The sequence below is a fragment of the Paraglaciecola sp. QJM3NY_14 genome (assembly GCF_056173245.1).
Map to the genome: position 1 here is coordinate 2,962,118 of NZ_CM149664.1, position 19,762 is coordinate 2,981,879.

The 19,762-nt window shown below is 43.9% G+C and carries 19 protein-coding genes; 11 read left to right on the forward strand and 8 right to left on the reverse strand.

What is annotated here, in order from left to right; genetic code table 11:
• Nucleotides 1-11 precede the first annotated feature (11 nt).
• Nucleotides 12-2,705: a DNA topoisomerase (ATP-hydrolyzing) subunit A gene (gene gyrA, locus AC0VYA_RS12460; protein WP_011575257.1), complete on the reverse strand. Its 2,694-nt coding sequence runs from the start codon at nt 2,703-2,705 to the stop codon at nt 12-14.
• Nucleotides 2,706-2,985: 280 nt separating this feature from the next.
• Between gyrA and ubiG the strand changes: the two genes are divergently transcribed.
• The 5 genes from ubiG (at nt 2,986) to yfaE (ending at nt 8,529) form a co-directional block, all read left to right on the forward strand.
• Nucleotides 2,986-3,705, forward strand: coding sequence for a bifunctional 2-polyprenyl-6-hydroxyphenol methylase/3-demethylubiquinol 3-O-methyltransferase UbiG (gene ubiG, locus AC0VYA_RS12465; protein WP_475488461.1), 720 nt, complete (start codon nt 2,986-2,988; stop codon nt 3,703-3,705).
• A 1-nt stretch (nt 3,706) separates the two neighbouring features.
• Nucleotides 3,707-4,363: an HAD family hydrolase gene (locus AC0VYA_RS12470; RefSeq protein WP_475488462.1), complete on the forward strand. Its 657-nt coding sequence runs from the start codon at nt 3,707-3,709 to the stop codon at nt 4,361-4,363.
• A gap of 382 nt (nt 4,364-4,745) precedes the next feature.
• Nucleotides 4,746-7,061, forward strand: a complete 2,316-nt coding sequence (gene nrdA, locus AC0VYA_RS12475) for a class 1a ribonucleoside-diphosphate reductase subunit alpha (protein WP_011575260.1) — start codon at nt 4,746-4,748, stop codon at nt 7,059-7,061.
• 65 nt (nt 7,062-7,126) lie between these two features.
• Nucleotides 7,127-8,257, forward strand: coding sequence for a class Ia ribonucleoside-diphosphate reductase subunit beta (gene nrdB, locus AC0VYA_RS12480; RefSeq protein WP_473481081.1), 1,131 nt, complete (start codon nt 7,127-7,129; stop codon nt 8,255-8,257).
• Nucleotides 8,257-8,529: a class I ribonucleotide reductase maintenance protein YfaE gene (yfaE, locus tag AC0VYA_RS12485; RefSeq protein WP_475488463.1), complete on the forward strand. Its 273-nt coding sequence runs from the start codon at nt 8,257-8,259 to the stop codon at nt 8,527-8,529. The genes nrdB and yfaE overlap by 1 nt, the downstream gene beginning before the upstream one ends.
• A gap of 131 nt (nt 8,530-8,660) precedes the next feature.
• On the opposite strand, the gene AC0VYA_RS12490 is transcribed toward yfaE, so the two are convergent.
• The 3 genes from AC0VYA_RS12490 to dapA all read right to left on the reverse strand — a co-directional run bounded on the left by AC0VYA_RS12490 (nt 8,661) and on the right by dapA (nt 11,840).
• Entirely contained in the window at nt 8,661-9,764 is a 1,104-nt protein-coding gene (locus AC0VYA_RS12490; RefSeq protein WP_475488464.1) for a phosphoribosylaminoimidazolesuccinocarboxamide synthase, read from the reverse strand.
• Nucleotides 9,765-9,842: 78 nt separating this feature from the next.
• Nucleotides 9,843-10,949 (reverse strand): outer membrane protein assembly factor BamC, encoded by a 1,107-nt coding sequence (bamC, locus tag AC0VYA_RS12495; RefSeq protein WP_475488465.1) that lies wholly within the window; start codon nt 10,947-10,949, stop codon nt 9,843-9,845.
• A 9-nt stretch (nt 10,950-10,958) separates the two neighbouring features.
• Nucleotides 10,959-11,840: a 4-hydroxy-tetrahydrodipicolinate synthase gene (dapA, locus tag AC0VYA_RS12500; RefSeq protein WP_475488466.1), complete on the reverse strand. Its 882-nt coding sequence runs from the start codon at nt 11,838-11,840 to the stop codon at nt 10,959-10,961.
• A gap of 161 nt (nt 11,841-12,001) precedes the next feature.
• Here dapA and AC0VYA_RS12505 point away from each other — a divergent pair, with 161 nt between their 5' ends.
• Together AC0VYA_RS12505 and bcp are read left to right on the forward strand one after the other, a co-directional pair.
• Nucleotides 12,002-12,529: a glycine cleavage system transcriptional repressor gene (locus AC0VYA_RS12505; RefSeq protein WP_011575266.1), complete on the forward strand. Its 528-nt coding sequence runs from the start codon at nt 12,002-12,004 to the stop codon at nt 12,527-12,529.
• Between the two features lie 56 nt (nt 12,530-12,585).
• Nucleotides 12,586-13,050, forward strand: coding sequence for a thioredoxin-dependent thiol peroxidase (gene bcp, locus AC0VYA_RS12510; RefSeq protein ID WP_475488467.1), 465 nt, complete (start codon nt 12,586-12,588; stop codon nt 13,048-13,050).
• A 65-nt stretch (nt 13,051-13,115) separates the two neighbouring features.
• Here bcp and AC0VYA_RS12515 read toward each other — a convergent pair whose 3' ends face one another.
• Entirely contained in the window at nt 13,116-14,186 is a 1,071-nt protein-coding gene (locus AC0VYA_RS12515; protein WP_473481087.1) for an AI-2E family transporter, read from the reverse strand.
• Nucleotides 14,187-14,524: 338 nt separating this feature from the next.
• Between AC0VYA_RS12515 and bepA the strand changes: the two genes are divergently transcribed.
• Nucleotides 14,525-15,991 carry a beta-barrel assembly-enhancing protease gene (gene bepA / locus AC0VYA_RS12520; RefSeq protein ID WP_475488468.1) on the forward strand — a complete coding sequence of 489 codons (1,467 nt, stop codon included), beginning with the start codon at nt 14,525-14,527 and terminating at the stop codon, nt 15,989-15,991.
• On the opposite strand, the gene AC0VYA_RS12525 is transcribed toward bepA, so the two are convergent.
• The gene (locus tag AC0VYA_RS12525) at nt 15,977-16,447 is read right to left on the reverse strand and encodes a TlpA family protein disulfide reductase (RefSeq protein WP_475488469.1); all 471 of its coding nucleotides are present in this window, start codon (nt 16,445-16,447) and stop codon (nt 15,977-15,979) included. The genes bepA and AC0VYA_RS12525 overlap by 15 nt on opposite strands.
• 78 nt (nt 16,448-16,525) lie before the next feature.
• On the opposite strand from AC0VYA_RS12525, the gene arsC reads away from it, so the two are divergent.
• The 3 genes from arsC to AC0VYA_RS12540 are packed head-to-tail and all read left to right on the forward strand — an operon-like array spanning nt 16,526 to nt 17,940.
• Complete coding sequence (gene arsC / locus AC0VYA_RS12530) at nt 16,526-16,897, forward strand: arsenate reductase (glutaredoxin) (RefSeq protein WP_006991130.1); 372 nt, start codon at nt 16,526-16,528, stop codon at nt 16,895-16,897.
• Complete coding sequence (gene wrbA / locus AC0VYA_RS12535; RefSeq protein WP_475488470.1) at nt 16,894-17,490, forward strand: NAD(P)H:quinone oxidoreductase; 597 nt, start codon at nt 16,894-16,896, stop codon at nt 17,488-17,490. The genes arsC and wrbA overlap by 4 nt, the downstream gene beginning before the upstream one ends.
• 21 nt (nt 17,491-17,511) lie before the next feature.
• Entirely contained in the window at nt 17,512-17,940 is a 429-nt protein-coding gene (locus tag AC0VYA_RS12540) for a DUF2069 domain-containing protein (RefSeq protein WP_011575273.1), read from the forward strand.
• Here the strand turns inward: AC0VYA_RS12540 and hda are convergent.
• The gene (hda, locus tag AC0VYA_RS12545) at nt 17,937-18,650 is read right to left on the reverse strand and encodes a DnaA regulatory inactivator Hda (RefSeq protein WP_475488471.1); all 714 of its coding nucleotides are present in this window, start codon (nt 18,648-18,650) and stop codon (nt 17,937-17,939) included. The two genes, AC0VYA_RS12540 and hda, sit on opposite strands and share 4 nt — an antisense overlap.
• A complete protein-coding gene (locus AC0VYA_RS12550; RefSeq protein ID WP_475488472.1) occupies nt 18,650-19,762 on the reverse strand; it encodes a DUF2066 domain-containing protein in 1,113 nt (370 codons plus the stop codon). Before AC0VYA_RS12550 ends, hda begins: the two co-directional genes overlap by 1 nt.

A 19,762-nucleotide genomic window follows, 5' to 3' on the forward strand; every position in this document is an offset into this window, starting at 1 on the left:
ATCTACGGGCTTTACTCTTCGTTTTGAGGATCTTCATCCGTGGTGTTATCCACGTCTGATGCTGCGGCTTCGACTGTCTCGTCACCTTCAGCTAACGCCTCTAGTTCTTCTTCTAACTCTTCAACTTCATCGATGCGCTGCAGACCTACAACATGTTCGTCCTCTCCAGTGCGTATTAAGCGTACGCCCTGAGTATTACGACCCACGGTAGAGACTTCACCGACGCGAGTACGCACTAAAGTACCTTGGTCACTGATCAGCATGATTTCATCGCTATCATTGACCTGTACAGCACCGACTACCTTACCGTTACGCTCTGAAACCTTAATGGATACCACACCTTGCGTGGCACGGCTCTTCGCTGGGTAATCTTCGACAGGGGTACGTTTACCGAAACCATTTTCGGTGGCGGTTAAAATCGCGCCATCACCTTGAGGTACAATCAACGACACCACTTTTTGGCCATCTTGTAAGCGTATGCCACGAACACCTGTTGCTGTGCGCCCCATTGGACGTAGTGCTAGGATTTCTTCGCCAGTTTCAGGATCAATTTTAACTGCCCCTGTTTCTGAATCACGCGCTTTCTCATTAAAGCGAACGACTTTACCCGCATCCGAGAACAACATGATATCACTGCTACCGTCGGTAATATCAACACCGATTAGCTCATCACCGTCGTTCAAGTTGACCGCGATAATACCGTTCGCACGTGGGCGTGAGTACTGGACCAAGGCCGTTTTCTTCACTGTACCATTAGCCGTAGCCATTAAGACGTACTTACCTTCTTCAAATTCTTGAATAGGCAAAATCGCAGTGATACGTTCATTTGCTTCCAACGGTAAAATATTCACAATTGGACGACCGCGTGCATTACGACTTGCTAATGGCAATTGATATACTTTTAGCCAATACAACCGGCCGCGAGTAGAGAAGCACAAAATGTGGTCATGGGTATTGGCCACCAGTAACTTCTCGATGAAATCTTCTTCTTTCATCTTGGTCGCTGATTTACCTTTACCACCACGGCGCTGCGACTCGTAATCGTTTAGCTTTTGATACTTTACGTAACCTTCACGAGATAGTGTCACCACAACCTCTTCACGTTCAATCAAGTCTTCAATATCGATATCGTGAGATGCGGCAGTGATTTCAGTGCGGCGCTCATCACCGAATTCATCACGAATTTTTTCAAGCTCTTCACGTATGACTTCCATCAAGCGCTCAGGGCTACCTAATATATGCAGTAATTCTGCAATCAGGTCTAATAACTCTTTGTACTCAGAAAGAATTTTTTCGTGCTCAAGACCCGTTAATTTATTCAAACGTAGGTCAAGAATTGCTTGCGCTTGCTGCTCTGTTAGATAGTACAAACCATCACGAATACCAAACTCAGGCTCTAACCAATCAGGACGAGCTGCGTCATTACCGGCACGCTCTAACATGTCAGACACATCACCTAATGCCCAACCTTGAGCCGTCAATGATATTTTGGCATCAGACGGGCTTTTAGACGCTTTAATCAGTGCGATTATCGGGTCTATATTAGCCAAAGCAATCGCTAAACCTTCAAGAATATGGGCACGCTCACGGGCTTTCTTCAGTTCGAAAACTGTACGGCGCGTGACCACTTCGCGGCGGTGTAAAACGAAAGCTTGCAGTATCTCAAGTAAATTGAACACTTTAGGCTGAGTTTTATCCAGTGCCACCATGTTGATCCCAAACACGGTTTGCATCTGTGTTTGTGAATATAAGTGGTTCAGTAAGACTTCACCTGACTCGTTACGTTTTACTTCAACTACAATACGCATGCCGTCTTTATCAGACTCATCACGTAGGGCTGAAATACCTTCAATTTTCTTTTCTTTTACCAGCTCGGCTATCTTTTCAATTAGGCGCGCTTTGTTGACCTGATAAGGAATTTCGTGAACGACTATGGTTTCTTTACCATTGTCTTCGCGCTCAATCTCTGCGCGGGCGCGCATGTATATTTTTCCACGCCCCGTACGGTACGCTTCTTCAATACCCTTACGACCACTTATAAAGGCAGCGGTCGGGAAATCTGGGCCTGGGATATATTCCATCAATTCTTCAATGGAAAGCTCAGGCTTATCGATTAACGCGATACACCCGTTCACAACTTCGGTTAAGTTGTGAGGAGGAATGTTAGTCGCCATACCAACAGCAATACCTGAAGAACCATTGATTAATAGGTTGGGTACTTTAGTGGGCAGTACGTCAGGGATGAATTCGGTGCCGTCGTAATTCGGAACGAAGTCGACGGTTTCTTTTTCTAAATCCGCTAATAATTCATGGGAAATTTTCGCCATACGGATTTCGGTGTAACGCATTGCAGCGGCTGAATCACCATCAACAGAACCGAAGTTACCTTGACCATCTACCAGCATGTAACGTAAAGAAAACGGCTGAGCCATACGTACGATGGTATCGTAAACAGCCGAGTCTCCATGTGGGTGGTACTTACCGATAACATCACCGACAACACGTGCCGATTTTTTATAGGGTTTGTTAAAATCGTTTTTCAGCTCGTTCATAGCGAACAAAACCCGGCGATGCACGGGCTTCAAGCCATCTCTTACATCAGGCAGCGCCCTGCCTACAATTACGCTCATGGCGTAATCAAGATAAGAATTTTTAAGTTCTTCTTCAATATTAATAGGAAGAATTTCTTGGGCGTGATCAGTCATATACAGCCTTGTCCCTAGTCATTATTATTAGAAATAGAATTAGACATAAAATTTACAATCCGCGTCAGTGCATTTGAGCTAGGCCTCAAAATAACAGTCAACGATTAACTCTGGAATTTCGTATTATCGAGCCTTGGGATTCTAACACTGACCGTAAAAAATAAATAGATAGGATCCGCTCATATAGTAGCCAAAGACGCTAAAAAACCGCATATATTGCGCTAGCCAGCTTTAATACATGCTGGCTATAATAGCGAAATTCAAATTTTTGGACCGCAATATGAACTCAGCTCAAAATGTTGACCATCAAGAAATACAGAAATTTGCCGATTTGGCATCTCGTTGGTGGGACCTAAACGGGGAGTTTAAACCCTTACATACCATCAACCCACTTAGAACCGATTATATCGTGCAGCGCACTCAAGGGCTTGAAGGCAAGAAAGTGATTGATGTGGGTTGCGGTGGCGGTATTTTAGCGGAAAGTATGGCGCGCGCGGGTGCTGAGGTATCCGGCATTGATATGGGCGAAGCCCCGCTTGAAGTAGCAAGATTACATAGCCTTGAATCACAATTAAGCATTGACTATCAGCTGTCAACAGCGGAAGAGTTCGCTGATGCCCATCCTGGGCAATTCGATGTGGTGACTTGTATGGAAATGCTCGAACATGTGCCTGACCCGTCATCTGTAGTTGAGGCTTGTAGCAGACTGGTTAAACCTGGCGGCACGGTATTTTTCTCGACCCTAAACCGTAATATCAAATCATATTTGATGGCGATAATTGGCGCAGAGCACATTCTCAAATTAGTGCCAAAAGAAACCCACAATCATGACAAGTTTATTAAACCCTCGGAATTATTAAACTGGGTAGACAATACACCTTTAATGGCGAAACATATGACAGGCCTACATGTAAACCCCATTACTCAACAGTTTTATTTATCTGACAAAAACGTTGACGTGAATTACATCGTACATTGTCAGCATGGCGGTGATGCATAACATGCTAAATAAGCCCAAAGGTGTATTGTTCGATTTAGACGGTACGTTATTAGACACTGCACGAGATTTAGGCAATGCCCTAAACTGGGTTTTACACCAACATAAAATGCCCTCATGCGCGTTCAGCGTATATCGTAATATTGCTTCTGATGGCTCTCAAGGATTACTCGAAATAGGCTTTGGCGATAGGCTCGCGGATTTTGACGTCGAAGCACTTAGGGCCCTTTTTCTTGAAAGATATGAACAAGAGATATGTGTAGATACCGTGTCGTTTGATGGCATTAGAGAGCTACTTGCACGTTTAGATAAGGATAATATCCCTTGGGGCATTGTGACCAATAAACCACAATGGCTCACCGAGCTTTTGTTACCTCATTTTGACGAGTTTGCCCAGTGCCAAGTGGTCATCAGTGGCGACACGTTAGAAAAACGTAAACCCCACCCTTTGCCCCTGATACACGCTGCAAACGCGATGAACATTAATCCTGCAGAGTGTTGGTACATCGGTGATGCTAAACGTGACATAGATGCCGCAAAAGCTGCGAACATGTTTAGTGTGGTGGCAAACTATGGATACATAGGCCCAGAGCATAGATCAGACAGCTGGAATGCGGATCTGTACATTGATCAACCACAGGCAATCCTCGCCCACCTATAACACCAAACACGACATGTAGTGGTTTTGTAAACACCTAGACACTATATATCGTGAAATTATAACAACTGATTTTTTCGATTAAAAAAGTTTATAAAAAAATAATTCCTAAAAATGATCTTGCATTCCCTATACATGCAAAGAGAATGGCCTTGTTAGGTGAGTCGTTACTAACATAAATTTTCTGTTGATTTGAACGTCTACAAAAGCACCAGATGTGGGGTTGCAAAGGCACTAAAACCTCATTATCTTGTGTTTTATCGACAGGATGGTCGTTGTAAAAAAGATCCGCAACTTTCCCTCTTCGTCAAGCATAATTTCCACAGAAATGGTGAAATTCACCGTTTCTATATTTTGTAAAAACTATAATCAAAACGGCGTATACATGAATAACAAACTCTTCGTTACCAAGCGAACTGGCGAGCGCGAAAGCATTGACCTCGAAAAAATCCACAAAGTTATTACTTGGGCAGCTAAAGGCCTTAATAATGTTTCTGTATCTCAGGTGGAAATTAAAGCGCATATTCAGTTCTACGACGGTATCAAGACAGAAGATATTCATGAGACGCTGATCCGCTCAGCGGCCGATCTTATTTCAACAGACGCGCCAGATTATCAATACTTAGCAGCACGTTTGGCTATCTTCCATTTACGTAAGAAAGCTTATGGGCAGTTTGAGCCCCCAGCGCTTTTCGCCCATGTTACCAACATGGTCGAGATGCAAAAATATGATCAACATTTGTTGAGTGATTACAGCGAAGCTGAATTTCAAGAAATGGATGATTATATTGACCACTGGCGTGATATGGACTTTAGCTACGCCGCAGTCAAGCAGCTAGAAGGTAAATACCTTGTTCAAAACCGGGTAACCGGCGAAATTTACGAGAGTGCCCAATTTCTATATATCTTGGTAGCAGCATGTTTGTTTGCTGATTACCCGAAAGATTCGCGCATGGAATACATCAAGCGCTTCTATGATGCGACGTCGAAATTCAAAATCTCACTGCCTACGCCAATTATGGCCGGCGTGCGTACACCTACAAGGCAGTTCAGCTCATGTGTATTGATTGAAGCTGGCGATAGCCTTGATTCAATTAACGCGACAGCCAGTGCCATTGTTAAGTACGTGAGCCAGCGCGCCGGTATCGGTGTCAACGCAGGGCGCATACGTGCTCTTGGTAGCCCTATTCGCGGCGGAGAAGCATTCCATACGGGTTGTATTCCATTCTACAAGTATTTCCAAACTGCCGTTAAAAGTTGTTCACAAGGCGGCGTTCGCGGCGGTGCAGCAACACTTTTCTACCCACTTTGGCATATGGAAGTGGAATCACTTCTAGTATTGAAAAATAACCGTGGTGTAGAAGAAAACCGCGTTCGTCATTTGGATTACGGCGTGCAATTTAATAAGTTGATGTATCAACGCTTGATTAAAGATCAGCACATTAGCTTGTTTAGCCCATCTGACGTACCTGGTTTGTACGATGCGTTCTTTGCTGACCAACCTAAATTTGAAGAGCTATACGTTAAGTACGAGCAAGATGACAGCATCCGCAAGACCCAAATCAAAGCAGTAGAGTTGTTTAGCTTGTTCATGCAAGAGCGTGCTAGTACCGGCCGTATCTATCTTCAGAACGTGGATCACTGCAACACGCACAGTCCTTTCGACCCGAAAGTTGCACCTATCCGTCAAAGCAACCTGTGTCTTGAAATCGCTCTACCGACTAAACCCCTTGAGCACGTTAATGACGAAAACGGCGAAATTGCCCTTTGTACATTATCAGCGTTTAACCTAGGTGCCATTGAAAGCTTAGAAGACTTCGCAGAAATGGCTGACCTCGCCGTACGGGCGCTTGACAACCTACTCGATTATCAAGATTACCCCGTACCCGCAGCGTACAATGCCACTATGGGGCGTCGTACATTGGGTATAGGTGTAATCAATTTTGCCTACTACCTTGCTAAGAACGGCGTTAAATACTCAGATGGCAGTGCCAACGGCCTCATTCACCGAACATTTGAAGCCATGCAATATCACTTGATGCGTGCCTCTTGTAACCTAGCAAAAGAGAAAGGCGCATGTCCTAAGTTTGATGAGACCACCTACTCTCAAGGGATCATGCCAATTGATACCTACAAGAAAGACTTAGACAAAATTTGTAACGAGCCACTGCATTGTGACTGGGACAGTCTACGTGCTGACATCAAGCAATACGGTCTACGTAACAGTACCTTGTCTGCCTTGATGCCGTCTGAAACATCATCACAGATTTCAAATGCCACCAATGGCATTGAGCCACCACGCGGCCACATCAGTGTTAAATCCAGTAAAGATGGAGTGTTGAAGCAGGTGGTGCCTGAGTACGAATTGTTGAAAGACAAGTACGAATTGTTGTGGGACTTACCGTCTAACGATGGTTACTTACAGTTAACCGGTATTATGCAAAAGTTTGTTGATCAAACAATTTCAGCTAACACCAGTTACGACCCGAACAAATACGACGGTGGCAAAGTCCCCATGAAGTTATTGTTGAAAGACTTGCTTACCGCTTATCAGCTAGGCGTAAAAACTTTGTACTACCACAACACTCGTGATGGCGCAGCAGATACATCACAGCAAGAGCTGAAATCAACCCAGTTCGTTCCACAAGAAGCAGTCGTTGAAGAAGACGACGATTGTGCTGGCGGTGCGTGTAAAATTTAATCTTTCTGAGCCCTTTAGCGTATCCCTAAAGGGCGAATTCAACTCAAAATGGTCTGCTAACATTCATGAAATACACAACGTTTAATCAAATCAATAATGACCCTTTGCAGGAACCTATGTTTTTTGGCAATCCGGTCAACGTTGCCCGTTATGATCAACAAAAACACAGCATTTTCGAAAAACTTATCGAGAAGCAAATCAGTTTTTTCTGGCGCCCCGAAGAAGTAGATGTCAGTAAAGACAGAGTTGACTTTCAAAAGCTGAGTGAATCAGAAAAGCATATTTTTATTTCGAATTTGAAATATCAAACCTTATTAGACTCTATTCAAGGCCGTAGCCCAAATATTGCTTTTTTACCGATTATTTCTATTCCTGAGTTAGAAACATGGACTGAAACATGGTCGTTTTTTGAAACCATTCATTCACGTTCCTACACCCATATTTTGCGTAACTTGTTTGGGGACCCAAGCAGTATTTTCTCTGATATCGTTGAAAATGAGCAAATCAAGAAGCGCGCTGCTGATATTTCTAAATACTATGACGATTTGATTTTTTACACCCAACTTTGGCAAACCCTTGGTGAAGGTACGCACACCATCAATGGTGAAGAACATGTTGTGACTATGCGTACGCTGAAGATAAAACTATTCTTATGCATGAATTCAGTCAATGCCTTGGAAGCGATTCGTTTTTACGTGTCGTTTGCGTGTACGTTTGCGTTTGCTGAGCGTGAATTAATGGAAGGTAATTCTAAAATTATTCGCCTGATTTCACGTGATGAAAACCTACACTTGACCTCGACGCAGCATATTTTGAACTTGTGGGCCAAAGGCAAAGACGACCCTGAAATGGCTGAAATCGCCCTTGAGTATAAAGAGGAAGCGACAAATATCTTCCTTGATGCAGTTAATCAAGAGAAAGAATGGGCTGAGTACTTATTTCAGAACGGCTCGATGATTGGCCTAAATAAAGATATTTTATGCCAATACGTGGAGTTTATTGCGAACCACAGAATGTCAGCAATTGGCTTAGGTCAGCCATTTGACATTAAAAATAACCCCTTGCCTTGGATGAATAATTATTTGAATTCAGACAACGTACAGGTCGCTCCGCAAGAATCCGAGATCAGCTCCTATCTTGTCGGCCAAATCGACTCTGAAGTCGGCAGCAACGACTTCGACGAGTTCGAGCTATAGTGTGCAAAAAAGTCACGGTTGTTGAACACGACGACCCCGACGCTCCCTGTGAGCAAACGATTTCGTTTGCTCACAACAATCTCCTCGACTGTTTGCTCACCCATAATGTTCCTAAGGAATACCACTGCAAAGAGGGATTTTGCGGCGCATGTAGAACACAGTTAATCGAAGGTGAGGTAGAATACCTACTTGATCCTCTTGCTTTCATCGATGACGGCGAAATACTGCCTTGTTGCTGTAAACCCTTGGGCCACATAAAAATTAAAGCGTAATCCAACCTCCAGTAAACACGCAGCGTCAATCGATTGGAATTAGCTAACAAGAAGTTAGCGGTTTTAAAACCCAAAAAAGCCAGCAAAATAGCTGGCTTATATGAGTCTCACCTTTCAAACGAGATATGAGTTTAGTCAATAAGCTGGTACTTTTCCCGTAAAACACTGATCACTTCTTCTTTAGGGTTATCACTGAGCACAATTTTTTGGCCGGTGATTTTCTCCGCTATTTGTGTATAAGTCTTTGATATGTCCATTAACACCTGTACTGGTAAGGCATTGTTTCGTGCTAATGCCTCGCGTTCGTCCATGCGCTCTTTATTAAGCAATATATCAGGATCAGGGAAGTAATTGAGCAGCAACTGCCTGAATCCCTCTTTTGAGTTCTCGACAATATTGCCTTGATCGTATTGCTTGGCGTCCCATATACGAGATGAATCTGGGGTTCCCACTTCATCCATATAAATTAATTTATCGTTTCCGTCTACGTCTTTTACATAACCAAATTCGAACTTTGTATCTACGAAAATTTGATCGATTTTGTTAAGCGCATGACTTATGACCCCGAAGCCTTCAGTGAGTAATTTTTCGTACAAAGCAATGTCATCAGCAGAGTTAAAGTTAAATGCAGCACAGTGTTGCGCTATATCACTACGAGACACATTGACATCGTCTGCTTCTGGCACCCCCTCAATGCCTTTAAGAACACCTTTGGTAGAAGGAGTAATCAATATATTGGCTAACTTGCTGTCTCTTGATAACCCTTCCTCAAGACGGATACCGCAAAACTCGCGTTCGCCTTTTTCGTACGCACGCCACATGGAGCCCGTAATATATTGACGGCAAATCGCCTCAATCATGATTGGACGAGCTTTCTGAACAATCCATACCAGTGGGTGAGGAATGTCTAATATATGACTATCAGCCAGCCCCTGCTCCTTAAATAAGCCAAACCAATGGTTTGAAATAGCATTTAAAGCTGCGCCTTTGCCAGGTACACCTTGCATACCTTCTTCACCACGCCAAATGCAATCAAACGCTGAAATACGATCGCTTATTAACATGATGGCTAATGGCGTATCTTTCGGTACCGGGTAATTATGCTCTTCAATAAGACGTCGGCTATCCTGTTCTGTTAACCAATATACAGAACGAACTTTGCCACTGTGCACAGGTAAATCAGTACGAATAGGAAGGTTGTCATTAACAGCAAGCACTTTATCAGCGAAGCTCATACTAGATTGTCCTCAAAATGGGTTGCCTAAAAACGAAAAAGCACCCTTGCGGTGCTCTTTCAATCGATACGAATTACATTAAATGTCTAAATTATCGTCAGCCATTACTCGGGCAAACACATCATACAGACCAGATAACTTATCTTTAGTAAATGGCGTGCTCTCGTTATCAAGCACAGTTAACGAGGTATACTCACCCGCGTCTTCCACTCTAAAACGATACTCTTGCTTTTCAAGCGGTAAAGCATTTTCGTCGTTAGACCAAACTGAATCCCACCAACCACTCTCGGTACCGTTGTACTTAACAAACAATAAACCATTAGATTTGTCGTAATCTTTCACGTCAAAACCAAGTTTACGCAACACCAATAGCACGCGCGGCCATGCTGTGTCGTAGTTACTGTCAATAATAAACGCAGGTGCATCTTCGCCATCTTGGCCAATTGTAATTTGCATACCACGGCGAATTTCCCGTAGGCGCTTAGCATCAGCCACTCGAATTTGGTATTCGTAGTGACCAATCACTTTATTCAAGATGTCGACTTCTTTAGCGCGGGAATCTACATCAGATTTTTCAGCAACAACCGCTTCCCCCTGACGCTCTTTATAATCCACTAGGTGCGCGTTCAATGTCGCCGTACGTCCGTGAGGTTTCATTTCTAAATCAAATTCAAAGCGTTGGCTGGTGTCACGCTCAACAGATGACCAGCTATACCAATGATCATCTAAAATCTCTTTGGCCACGACCCAATCGGTAACGAGGCGCTGTTTGTCTTTATCGAACGATTCAATGCCAATGCCCTGCTCTTCTAGATAACTCAGCAGAGAGTTCCAAATAGTGGTGTCTAGCGGTTGACTATCGTCGACTTGGTCGAAAAACACCTTAGCATCTTTACTGCCATCATCAACATGAGACCCAGTGACTAAAGGCAACACCAACGCGGGTGAAACGACCTTGAGCTTTTTGCCAATAAAATTGCGCGGCGCATCAGCATCCAAAGCAGGAAGCTTATAAGCCTGACTAAAATTAGGACGGTCAACATCGGCTGGTACTTGAATATCATGACCTGGCTGTTGCTTGGTATATTCAAAATTACCGCTGGCGATTTGTCGCTCTTCTAATGAACTACACGCGCTTAAAACACTAACCGCGATAGCTGTGCCAATGAAAAACTTAGTTGTCATGCAATCTCCTTAAGATAATACGCCCGAATTGCGCATGACTTGTTCGATATGATTTTGGCTATCAAGTTCCGATTCAATTAACGGTAAACGCAAAAATGCAGATTGAATGAGCCCCATTTTGTATAAAGCCCACTTAGGCAATACTGGATTTGGTTCAATAAATAGAGCGCTGTGAAGCTCGGCTATTTGCTGATCGATTTCTTTGGCTTTGGAGTAATCACCGGCAAGCGCCGCTTCACACATCTGAGACATTTGCTTAGGTACAACATTCGCCGTCACTGAAATAACGCCGTGCCCCCCTGCGGTTAAAAACTCACATCCTGTGGCATCGTCGCCACTTAAGAATACAAAGTCTTTATCTACTAAAGGTTGCATTTGTTTTAAACGGGCAATATCACCGGTGGCATCTTTAAGGCCAACAATTTTAGGGTGTGTTGCAAGTTCCGCCACTGTGTCAGGCAGCATATCTGCCACCGTACGCCCAGGTACGTTGTACAACAAAACCGGCAAATCAGTCGCATCTGCAACCGCGTTGAAGTGCGCCACCATGCCTTTTTGTTGCGGCTTGTTGTAATAAGGCACAACACTGAGGAAACCATCAATCCCAGTACCAGCCATTTGCTCGCTTAAAAATATCGCTTCAGCGGTAGAGTTGGCTCCACTTCCAGCGATTACCGGTATCTTCTTATCAGCGAACTCGACCATGCGCTTGACCACTTCAATGTGCTCATCAAAGGGTAACGTGGCAGACTCGCCCGTGGTGCCTACAGCAATTAAGCCATGACTGCCATTAGCAATATGAAAATCAACCAACTTCTTTAACGACGGATAATCTATCTCGCCTGATTGGTACATGGGGGTGATTAATGCAACGTAACTACCAGTAAACATGCCTACTCCAGAAAAAATTCGCGCCTAATGGTAAAGAGCCTGTGGGGTAAAAACAAGTAATGAATGCGCAGAATGCAAAACCAATCTTGAAACTGGAAATACTAGGGGTAATTCAGGTATGTTAGTAGTGTCAAAATTCACGAAGTAAGCTTAATACGTTAATGAAACAACAATTAATCATCACCATTCTAGGTGCCAACAAAGTCACCATGCTCAGCACAATCACTGATGTGGTTAGTGAGACTAATTGCAACATTCTGGATAGTCGGCAAGCGGTTTACGGTCAGGATTTTTCACTTACCATGATTGTAGAAGGCACCCAGAGCGCTATTGCACGTGTTGAGGTAGCTATACCTCTCGCTTGTCAGCAGCTTGATTTGCTATCCATGATGAAACGAACCAAACGCCATGCTAAACAAAATCTAGAGCACCTTGCAGACGTGACCTTCTCAGGTGTTGATGCTGTAGGTGTCATTAAAGAAGTGACGCAATTTTTCTCCACGTTTTGCGTGACCGTCAGTGCTCTGCGTTTAAAGACACTGCAAACATCCCCAGATGAACCAGATGAAGTGAAATGCAAAATGGTCGTCAGTATGCCTCACGATATTGACATAGCGGATTTCGAGAAGAAGTTTGAAGTGTTACTGCAACATCTAGATTTACACGGCGCTATTAAGCAAAATCACTGAATTTTTCATTCATCACATTTCCACAATTTTTTTACATCCATATTAAGGACGTTTTTATGAATAGACTGACAGCGGGTGCACCAGCACCTAAATTCTCTTTGCCCAATGAGCACGGCGAAACCGTGAACCTATCGGACTTTAGCGGTAAAAAGGTATTGGTGTATTTCTACCCCAAAGCCATGACGCCAGGGTGCACTGTACAAGCTCAAAATCTTCGTGATAATAAAAGTGAACTAGATAAGCTAAATGTAGTTGTGCTTGGCGTCAGCCCAGACGCGGTCAAGCGCCTGCCTAAATTCATTGAAAAAGAGCAGCTTAATTTCAGCCTGTTGTCTGATGAAGATCATGCTGTGGCGGAGGCCTTTGGCGTTTGGGGCTTAAAGAAGTTTATGGGCAAGGAATATGACGGTATTCACCGCATCAGCTTTCTAATTAACGAACAAGGCGTGATTGAACACGTGTTTGATAAGTTTAAAACCAAAGACCACCATCAGGTCGTACTTGATTATTTAAATCAATAAGATAACACCGTGATGCTTGCTTACCCTGAAGCCATATTCAGGACAGGCAAGCATCGTCCAAAAGCTTAAATAGCGGGAGGAAGCTCCTGCAAAGGCCCTTTCCAAGCATTAATCACCGCTTTTACCAACGTCGCCAGTGGGATGGCAAAAAACACGCCCCAGAAGCCCCACAAACCGCCAAAAAATAACACTGCGATAATGATGTACACCGGATGTAAGCTTACCGCTTCAGAAAATAGCACCGGCACAAGCACGTTTCCATCGAGTGCCTGAATCACCCCATAAGCAATCATTAACCACCAAAAATCCGGTGTTATTCCCCACTGAAATAAGGCCACTACCGCCACAGGAATTGTCACCACGGCAGCACCGATATAAGGTATCAATACTGAAAAGCCCACCAACACGCCAAGCAGCAAGGCATAGCGTAAATCCATCAAGGCGAAGGTTACGGCTGATATCGTGCCCACTATAATAATTTCGATGACTTTACCGCGAATGTAGTTGGCAATTTGGGTATTCATCTCGCTACCTACTTGCTTTATAAGACGGCGCTGAGACGGTAAAAGCGGCGACAAATTGTCTAGCAACTGATCTTTGTCCTTGAGCATGAAAAACACCATTAATGGCACCAACACAAGGTAAATCAACAAAGACGCTAAACTCCCAAGGGAACTAACAGAAGCTGAAAGAAGTTGTTCCCCCAAACTAACAATACGTTCATTCACGCCATCAAGCATGTCTTGCACATCCCCCAAATGCACAAAATCGGGGTACTGCTCAGGTAACTGCAATAACCATACTTGTGCGTGCCCCCAGATTTGCGGCATTTCGCGAATGAGATTAATGCTTTGCTGTGATACCACAGGCACAATGCCGATAAAGGTCAAAATACATAATGTCAAAAAGCCAAAGATAACCACACTACAAGCAAAGCCTCTACGCATACCTGAGCGCGACAACTGACTTACAGGCCAATCCAATAAATAGGCAATGACAGCGGCTACTAATACTGGCATTAAAATGGTGCCTAACAATGCCAACAGCAAAGACACAGCAATTAGCATTATCAGCAACATAACGGAATCAGGATCAGAGAATTTGCGCTTATACCATCTTTCGAACACACTTATCATATAACTGTTATACCTCTTAAAAACGCGGTTAAAATTGCTTTGACCCGATGTAGATCACATCATAAAAACGCTATTCGTTAAATGTGTGCCGTGCAAAAATCGATTAGCGCAGCATAATATAGTGTGCCACTAAAGAAAGATAAGATTTTAGCAAAGTAGTAGTGGCTTTTTTGGCCCTCTGTATTAAATAACGTTTGGGGGGGTGTCGCTTAGTACCAATAAAACACTTGAAGTTAGAGCCATTCAACGCAATATTAACGGTTATCATCAGTTTTTCGGAACTAAATCAGGCTATTGCCTTTCTTATTAACGAAGTTGTAATTGATTAAATAGGTGAAATGATTAAAACATCCCCAATTTGCAAAAAAGCATTGCTTAGTTTGGCTGTATCGCTTGGTATTATGACGAGCGCTACCGGCTTTGCTGCTAACCAAAAGAATGCTTTGCCCGAAATAGGCGTCGTTGCTTCAAGTGCCATAAGCTTGGACAAAGAGATGCAAATTGGTGATGTGTTGATGCGTCAACTGCGAGGTCAGGCCCCTATTATTAATGACCCTCTCCTTGATGAATATATTCAAGATTTGGGTAACCGCTTGGTTGCCCAAGCCGATAATGTTAAATTTCCGTTTGAGTTTTTCCTACTCAATAACGCCGATATTAACGCGTTTGCTTTTTTCGGCGGTCACGTAGGTGTGCACACAGGTTTGATTTTTAATGCGCGAAACGAGAGTGAACTAGCCTCAGTACTCGCCCACGAGGTCAGCCACGTTACCCAGCGGCACATCGCCAGAAGTATCGCCGCACAACAAAAATCGTCACCTTTACAGTTAGCGTCGGCCTTAGGAGGTATTTTACTTGCTTTAGCTAACCCAGAAGCGGGTATTGCCGCCATTAGCGCGGGCTCAGCTGCATCGGCACAGTCCTCAATCAATTACACTCGCCAAAACGAGAAAGAAGCGGATAGCATAGGTATTCGTATACTCGCACAAGCGGGCTTCGACCCAAACGCTGCCGGCGAGTTTTTCGGTACATTAGTGGAAAAATACCGCTTAAAATCTAAACCACCTGCTTTTTTGTTAACTCACCCCTTGCCTGAATCTAGAGTTGCAGACGCCCGTACACGTGCTGCAAGTTATCGCACAGCAAGAGTGGCCCCAAGCTTGAGCTTCCATCTTGCCAAGAGCCGTATTTTAGCGCGGTACTACGCAACACCCGAATACAACGTCAGTTATTTTGAAACCAGTTTAGAGCGTGGTAGCTATACGTTTAAAACCGCGTCTGAGTATGGCCTAGCCTTGGCTTACTTAGCAGATAAACAGTACGATAAAGCCCGTGATCTCATCGATGGTTTGCTAAAGGATGATCCACGTAATTTGTTTTATCTCGATACCTATACAGACATTGCACTTGAGACTGGGCGTGTCCAGGACGCCATCGACAAACTCACGACCCAAGCAGTGTTAACACCCCGCAATCGCGTGATCACACTGAATTTAGCCAATGCGTTGGTTAAAAATAAGCAATATGATCGTGCGGTACGCATATTAAAAGATTACTTATTGGTCGAACCTGACAATATGCTCGCCCATCAAATATTGTCTGACGCTTATGCAGAAAGTCAGAACAAGTTGGAGATGCATCAGACCAAAGCTGAAGTCTACGCACTGGCAGCGTCCTATCCTCGCGCCATAGATGAACTACACAGTGCGTATAATTACGCAGGTGCGCAAAACATTGAAAAGCAAAGAATACGCGCCCGAATCGAGCAGTTTCGTGAGTTTCAAACGCGTTTAGAGAGTCTTTAATATTTCGATAGCGCTGTGCAAGGACGCAGCGCTCTGTTCACCTAATAACTGTTTTTTAACTTTTCCGTCAGGTCCAATAATAAAAGTTGCGGGCAAGCTGTTTGGTTTTGTCATTGGCAGCGGCTGCTCAATGCCGGCAATAACCGGGAATTCGATCGCAAATTTTTGTTTTAGCTCGACTAACTCTTGTGGAGTGACATCATCGAAACTAATCGCAAACAATGGAGTGTCACCTTCATTTTGTTGATGAAATTTGTTGAGCTCGGGCATTTCTCGTAAACAGGGGGCGCACCAAAGTGCGAAGTAATTGACTACCACCCACTTTCCTTCGTAGTCACGCCATTGGTGTGAAAGGCCATCATCTGTCGTAAAATCAGTTCTAACCAAAGAATAGCCGTACATTCCCGCCAACAACCCGGCAATAATAAGCAGCGAAAATAGAAATTTACGTAACATTGTACAGCCTTCCCTTTTACCAATGAGAGCGAAACGATAGAATAACGATATTCATTGCAGATAACAGTAGAATTTACCATGTCGAAGCTGACCATACTACACAACCCACGTTGTTCAAAGAGCCGCCAAACGCTTCAATTATTAATTGATAATGGCCAGCAACCTAAGGTTATCGAATACCTTAAAAATCCGCCGAGCGTAGAAGAACTACAGGCTATTTTGTTGATGCTAGGTATGTCAGATCCTCGCTCCCTAATGCGTAAAAAAGAACCTGAATACAAAGCGCTAAACATAGACAGTGACAATATATCACCTGACGAACTGCTCACGGTTATGCACGTTACCCCCAAGCTTATTGAGCGCCCAATTGTGATAAAAGGTGCGTTAGATGACCGAGAAAGCTTAGCCGCAATCGGCCGCCCGCCAGAGAATGTGCTTAAGCTACTATGAGCAAGCATATTCTCGTTTTATATTACAGCCGACACGGCGCCACCAAAGCGATGGCAAACCGAATTGCCCAAGGTGTAGAATCAAAGGGGATGCAAGCGAAGATTCGTACTGTACCTGAAATCTCTAACGGAATTGATTTCAGCCAAGCCAGCGTGCCAGATGATGGTGACCTATTTGTACAAAAAGATGACTTGAAGACGTGTGCAGGATTAGCGTTAGGCAGCCCTACCCGTTTTGGTAACATGGCCTCTGCGTTAAAATACTTTATCGATAGTACCAGCAGTCAATGGTTGTCCGGTGCGCTGGTCGATAAACCGGCGACTGTATTCACCTCAACAGGAAGTATGCACGGCGGGCAAGAGAGTACGTTGCTCAGTATGATGCTACCGCTACTACATCACGGCATGGTCATTGTAGGGTTACCTTATACTCACCCTGAACTACATAGTACCACCACAGGCGGCAGTCCTTATGGTGCAACCCATTATGCCCATGGCGATAAAGGCAACAAACTCAGTGATGATGAACGCGCACTGTGTTTTGCTCAAGGTCAGCGCTTGGCGGTTATCGCACACAAGTTAACATCTCAATAGTTATTAAAACCAGGACACCACATGACCTTAAACACCCAATTCTACAAACGCCTTGCTTTAGGCAGTTACTTTTTGTTAATTGCTTGGCTGATCGTTTGGCACTTCTTTCTCACCATAGATAAAAACACGTCAACACTGTTTACCTTATTGCTGTGGATTATCCCTATTCTGTTGCCGATACGTGGATTGCTCGCTGGCAAACCATACACATATGCATGGACTAATTTTATCGTCATGTATTATTTATTGCATGGTTTGACCGCTGTATACGCCGTAGAGGGTGAACAGATCTACGCTGCTATAGAGATATTATTGTGCGTTGGTTTGTTTACTGGCTGTAGCTTTTACGCTCGATTACGTGGAAGAGAGCTCGGCACCGGCATTAGAAAATTAAAAGAAGAATTACTGGAAGAAAAAGAAGCATTTGAAGCGCGCAAAAACAATCGTTAATTGAGATTAAGCGCCTCTTTTACAAATGGGATGGTCAGCTTTCTTTGCTGTTGTAAAGACAGCTGATCTAATTTATCTAATGTATTCATCAGCGATGGCATATCGCGCTGCCAATGATTCACCAGATACATAGCGACTTTCTCTGGCATTACCAAACCTCTTTGCCTCGCCCGCGTTAAAAGCGCCACACATCGCCCCTCATCACTTAAACTGGCTAGCGTGAAACTCACCCCCCAAGCTAAACGAGATGCTAAGTCCGCTAGTTGCAGGTTTAAAGACGTGGGCCCACCGTTAGCGCACACGACAACATGACTGCGCCCTAGCTCTTTGACTCTATTTAACAAATCAAATACCGCTATTTGCCATGTTTGTGAATCTTGAAGTGCATCTGCGTCGTCTAAACAAATGAGTTGGCTGTGCTCGAGGCCGTCAAGCACTTCAGGGGAGTATTGCTGTTTATCTTTAAAACTAAGATACACCGCACTGACATTCGCCGATTGAGCTTTGTGACATAAAGAGTAAAGAAGATGACTTTTACCTACACCGTGATCGCCACTGACAAACGTTAGCCAAGGTTGATTTTTGGTATTCAACGTTCTGTTGAGCAAGCTTTTGAGCCGGTGAACCAAGTGCAAGTTTTCGCCAACAATAAAACTATCAAATGTTTCTGTATCGCGTAAATTCACGGCTAAAGACAATTGCTTGCTCATTATAGTTTCCAGAAATACTCCAACTTTTGCTTATCCAGCTCGAAGCGATTCACAGGAGAAATTCGGTTATCTAAGCTCATTGCATCTATGAGGTTGTCTACCTCGCCTAACAAGCTTAGTTCGAACTTCGCCACTTGGCCGTTTTGACTCACTAAACTGGCTGAACTTACGACACTTAGACTATTAAAAAACGTTAATATTTCTCCGTATTGTCTAAGGCTACTTAAGTTCTTTATGGTGACTATGGTCCGCATAGCAGCTGGATCGAAACGGCTAAAATCAATTGCGTATTTGTTCGCTAGGTTGTCAGCCATACCTTCGATAACCGCACTGACCACCTGCTCTTGATCTGCTCCTGAAACAGTTCCAACGCTTGTACTTCCCGCTTCCAGTAACGTCCAATCGGCTCGCCAAGCAACATCAACACCTTGAGCACTGCCTTGCTCATCATTTTCTTCAGCATCGTTGTTTTCTAATTGGTAGATCCTGGCTGAAAGGACATTTTCCACGCCGTAACGCTTGCTTGCCTGAGCGAGTTGATGCACAAAGCCGCCCCATACATCATAGATACTGATATTTTGCATATCATCTAAATCTAATAATGGTTGAACAATCTCGACCCCTCTGCGTTTTGCCACCTTTTGCGCAGCAACAAACAATTCTTGATGACCGCCTTCAGAGACCAACTCACGACGACCGTTAGGCTCCTTAATCGCCAACCATAATATGGTTTCTGGGCGGAGCTTATCCCAAATTCGATAACCTGAATCACGTAATTGCTTATCTACTTTTTCCTGATCAAAGTTAACCGCAAGATACAAATGCTCAGGAGTTTGCTCAAACCGATAAGTGCGTAAGTAACGTTTCGCTTGCTTAAGCTGTTGCTTGATTTGAGGGTCATTCAACAAAGTCGAATTACCACTGACCTTCACAAATACATCTTGTAGACCATCGCGTATGGCCGCATCCTGCGTGGCCGTTGATTGGTCTGCAACCTCAACTTGCGCATTGTACAATCCTTCAATGACACCCGCATTAGCACTCGCTAAACAACATAATGTCAGACAAAAAATAAGCTGCAATCGAGCTACAATAGCGACGCCTTTGAACAT

Bases quoted from the DNA above. Each gene is read 5' to 3' on its own strand.
- nrdB (WP_473481081.1), top strand. From the start codon at position 7,127: ATGAAATACACAACGTTTAATCAAATCAATAATGACCCTTTGCAGGAA.
- hda (WP_475488471.1), bottom strand. From the start codon at position 18,650: ATGAGCAAGCAATTGTCTTTAGCCGTGAATTTACGCGATACAGAAACA.
- wrbA (WP_475488470.1), top strand. From the start codon at position 16,894: ATGAGCAAGCATATTCTCGTTTTATATTACAGCCGACACGGCGCCACC.
- AC0VYA_RS12505 (WP_011575266.1), top strand. From the start codon at position 12,002: ATGAAACAACAATTAATCATCACCATTCTAGGTGCCAACAAAGTCACC.
- nrdA (WP_011575260.1), top strand. From the start codon at position 4,746: ATGAATAACAAACTCTTCGTTACCAAGCGAACTGGCGAGCGCGAAAGC.
- AC0VYA_RS12540 (WP_011575273.1), top strand. From the start codon at position 17,512: ATGACCTTAAACACCCAATTCTACAAACGCCTTGCTTTAGGCAGTTAC.
- AC0VYA_RS12525 (WP_475488469.1), bottom strand. From the start codon at position 16,447: ATGTTACGTAAATTTCTATTTTCGCTGCTTATTATTGCCGGGTTGTTG.
- AC0VYA_RS12515 (WP_473481087.1), bottom strand. From the start codon at position 14,186: ATGATAAGTGTGTTCGAAAGATGGTATAAGCGCAAATTCTCTGATCCT.
- arsC (WP_006991130.1), top strand. From the start codon at position 16,526: ATGTCGAAGCTGACCATACTACACAACCCACGTTGTTCAAAGAGCCGC.
- ubiG (WP_475488461.1), top strand. From the start codon at position 2,986: ATGAACTCAGCTCAAAATGTTGACCATCAAGAAATACAGAAATTTGCC.
- dapA (WP_475488466.1), bottom strand. From the start codon at position 11,840: ATGTTTACTGGTAGTTACGTTGCATTAATCACCCCCATGTACCAATCA.
- AC0VYA_RS12550 (WP_475488472.1), bottom strand. From the start codon at position 19,762: ATGTTCAAAGGCGTCGCTATTGTAGCTCGATTGCAGCTTATTTTTTGT.
- AC0VYA_RS12470 (WP_475488462.1), top strand. From the start codon at position 3,707: ATGCTAAATAAGCCCAAAGGTGTATTGTTCGATTTAGACGGTACGTTA.
- gyrA (WP_011575257.1), bottom strand. From the start codon at position 2,705: ATGACTGATCACGCCCAAGAAATTCTTCCTATTAATATTGAAGAAGAA.
- bepA (WP_475488468.1), top strand. From the start codon at position 14,525: ATGATTAAAACATCCCCAATTTGCAAAAAAGCATTGCTTAGTTTGGCT.
- AC0VYA_RS12490 (WP_475488464.1), bottom strand. From the start codon at position 9,764: ATGAGCTTCGCTGATAAAGTGCTTGCTGTTAATGACAACCTTCCTATT.
- bcp (WP_475488467.1), top strand. From the start codon at position 12,586: ATGAATAGACTGACAGCGGGTGCACCAGCACCTAAATTCTCTTTGCCC.
- bamC (WP_475488465.1), bottom strand. From the start codon at position 10,949: ATGACAACTAAGTTTTTCATTGGCACAGCTATCGCGGTTAGTGTTTTA.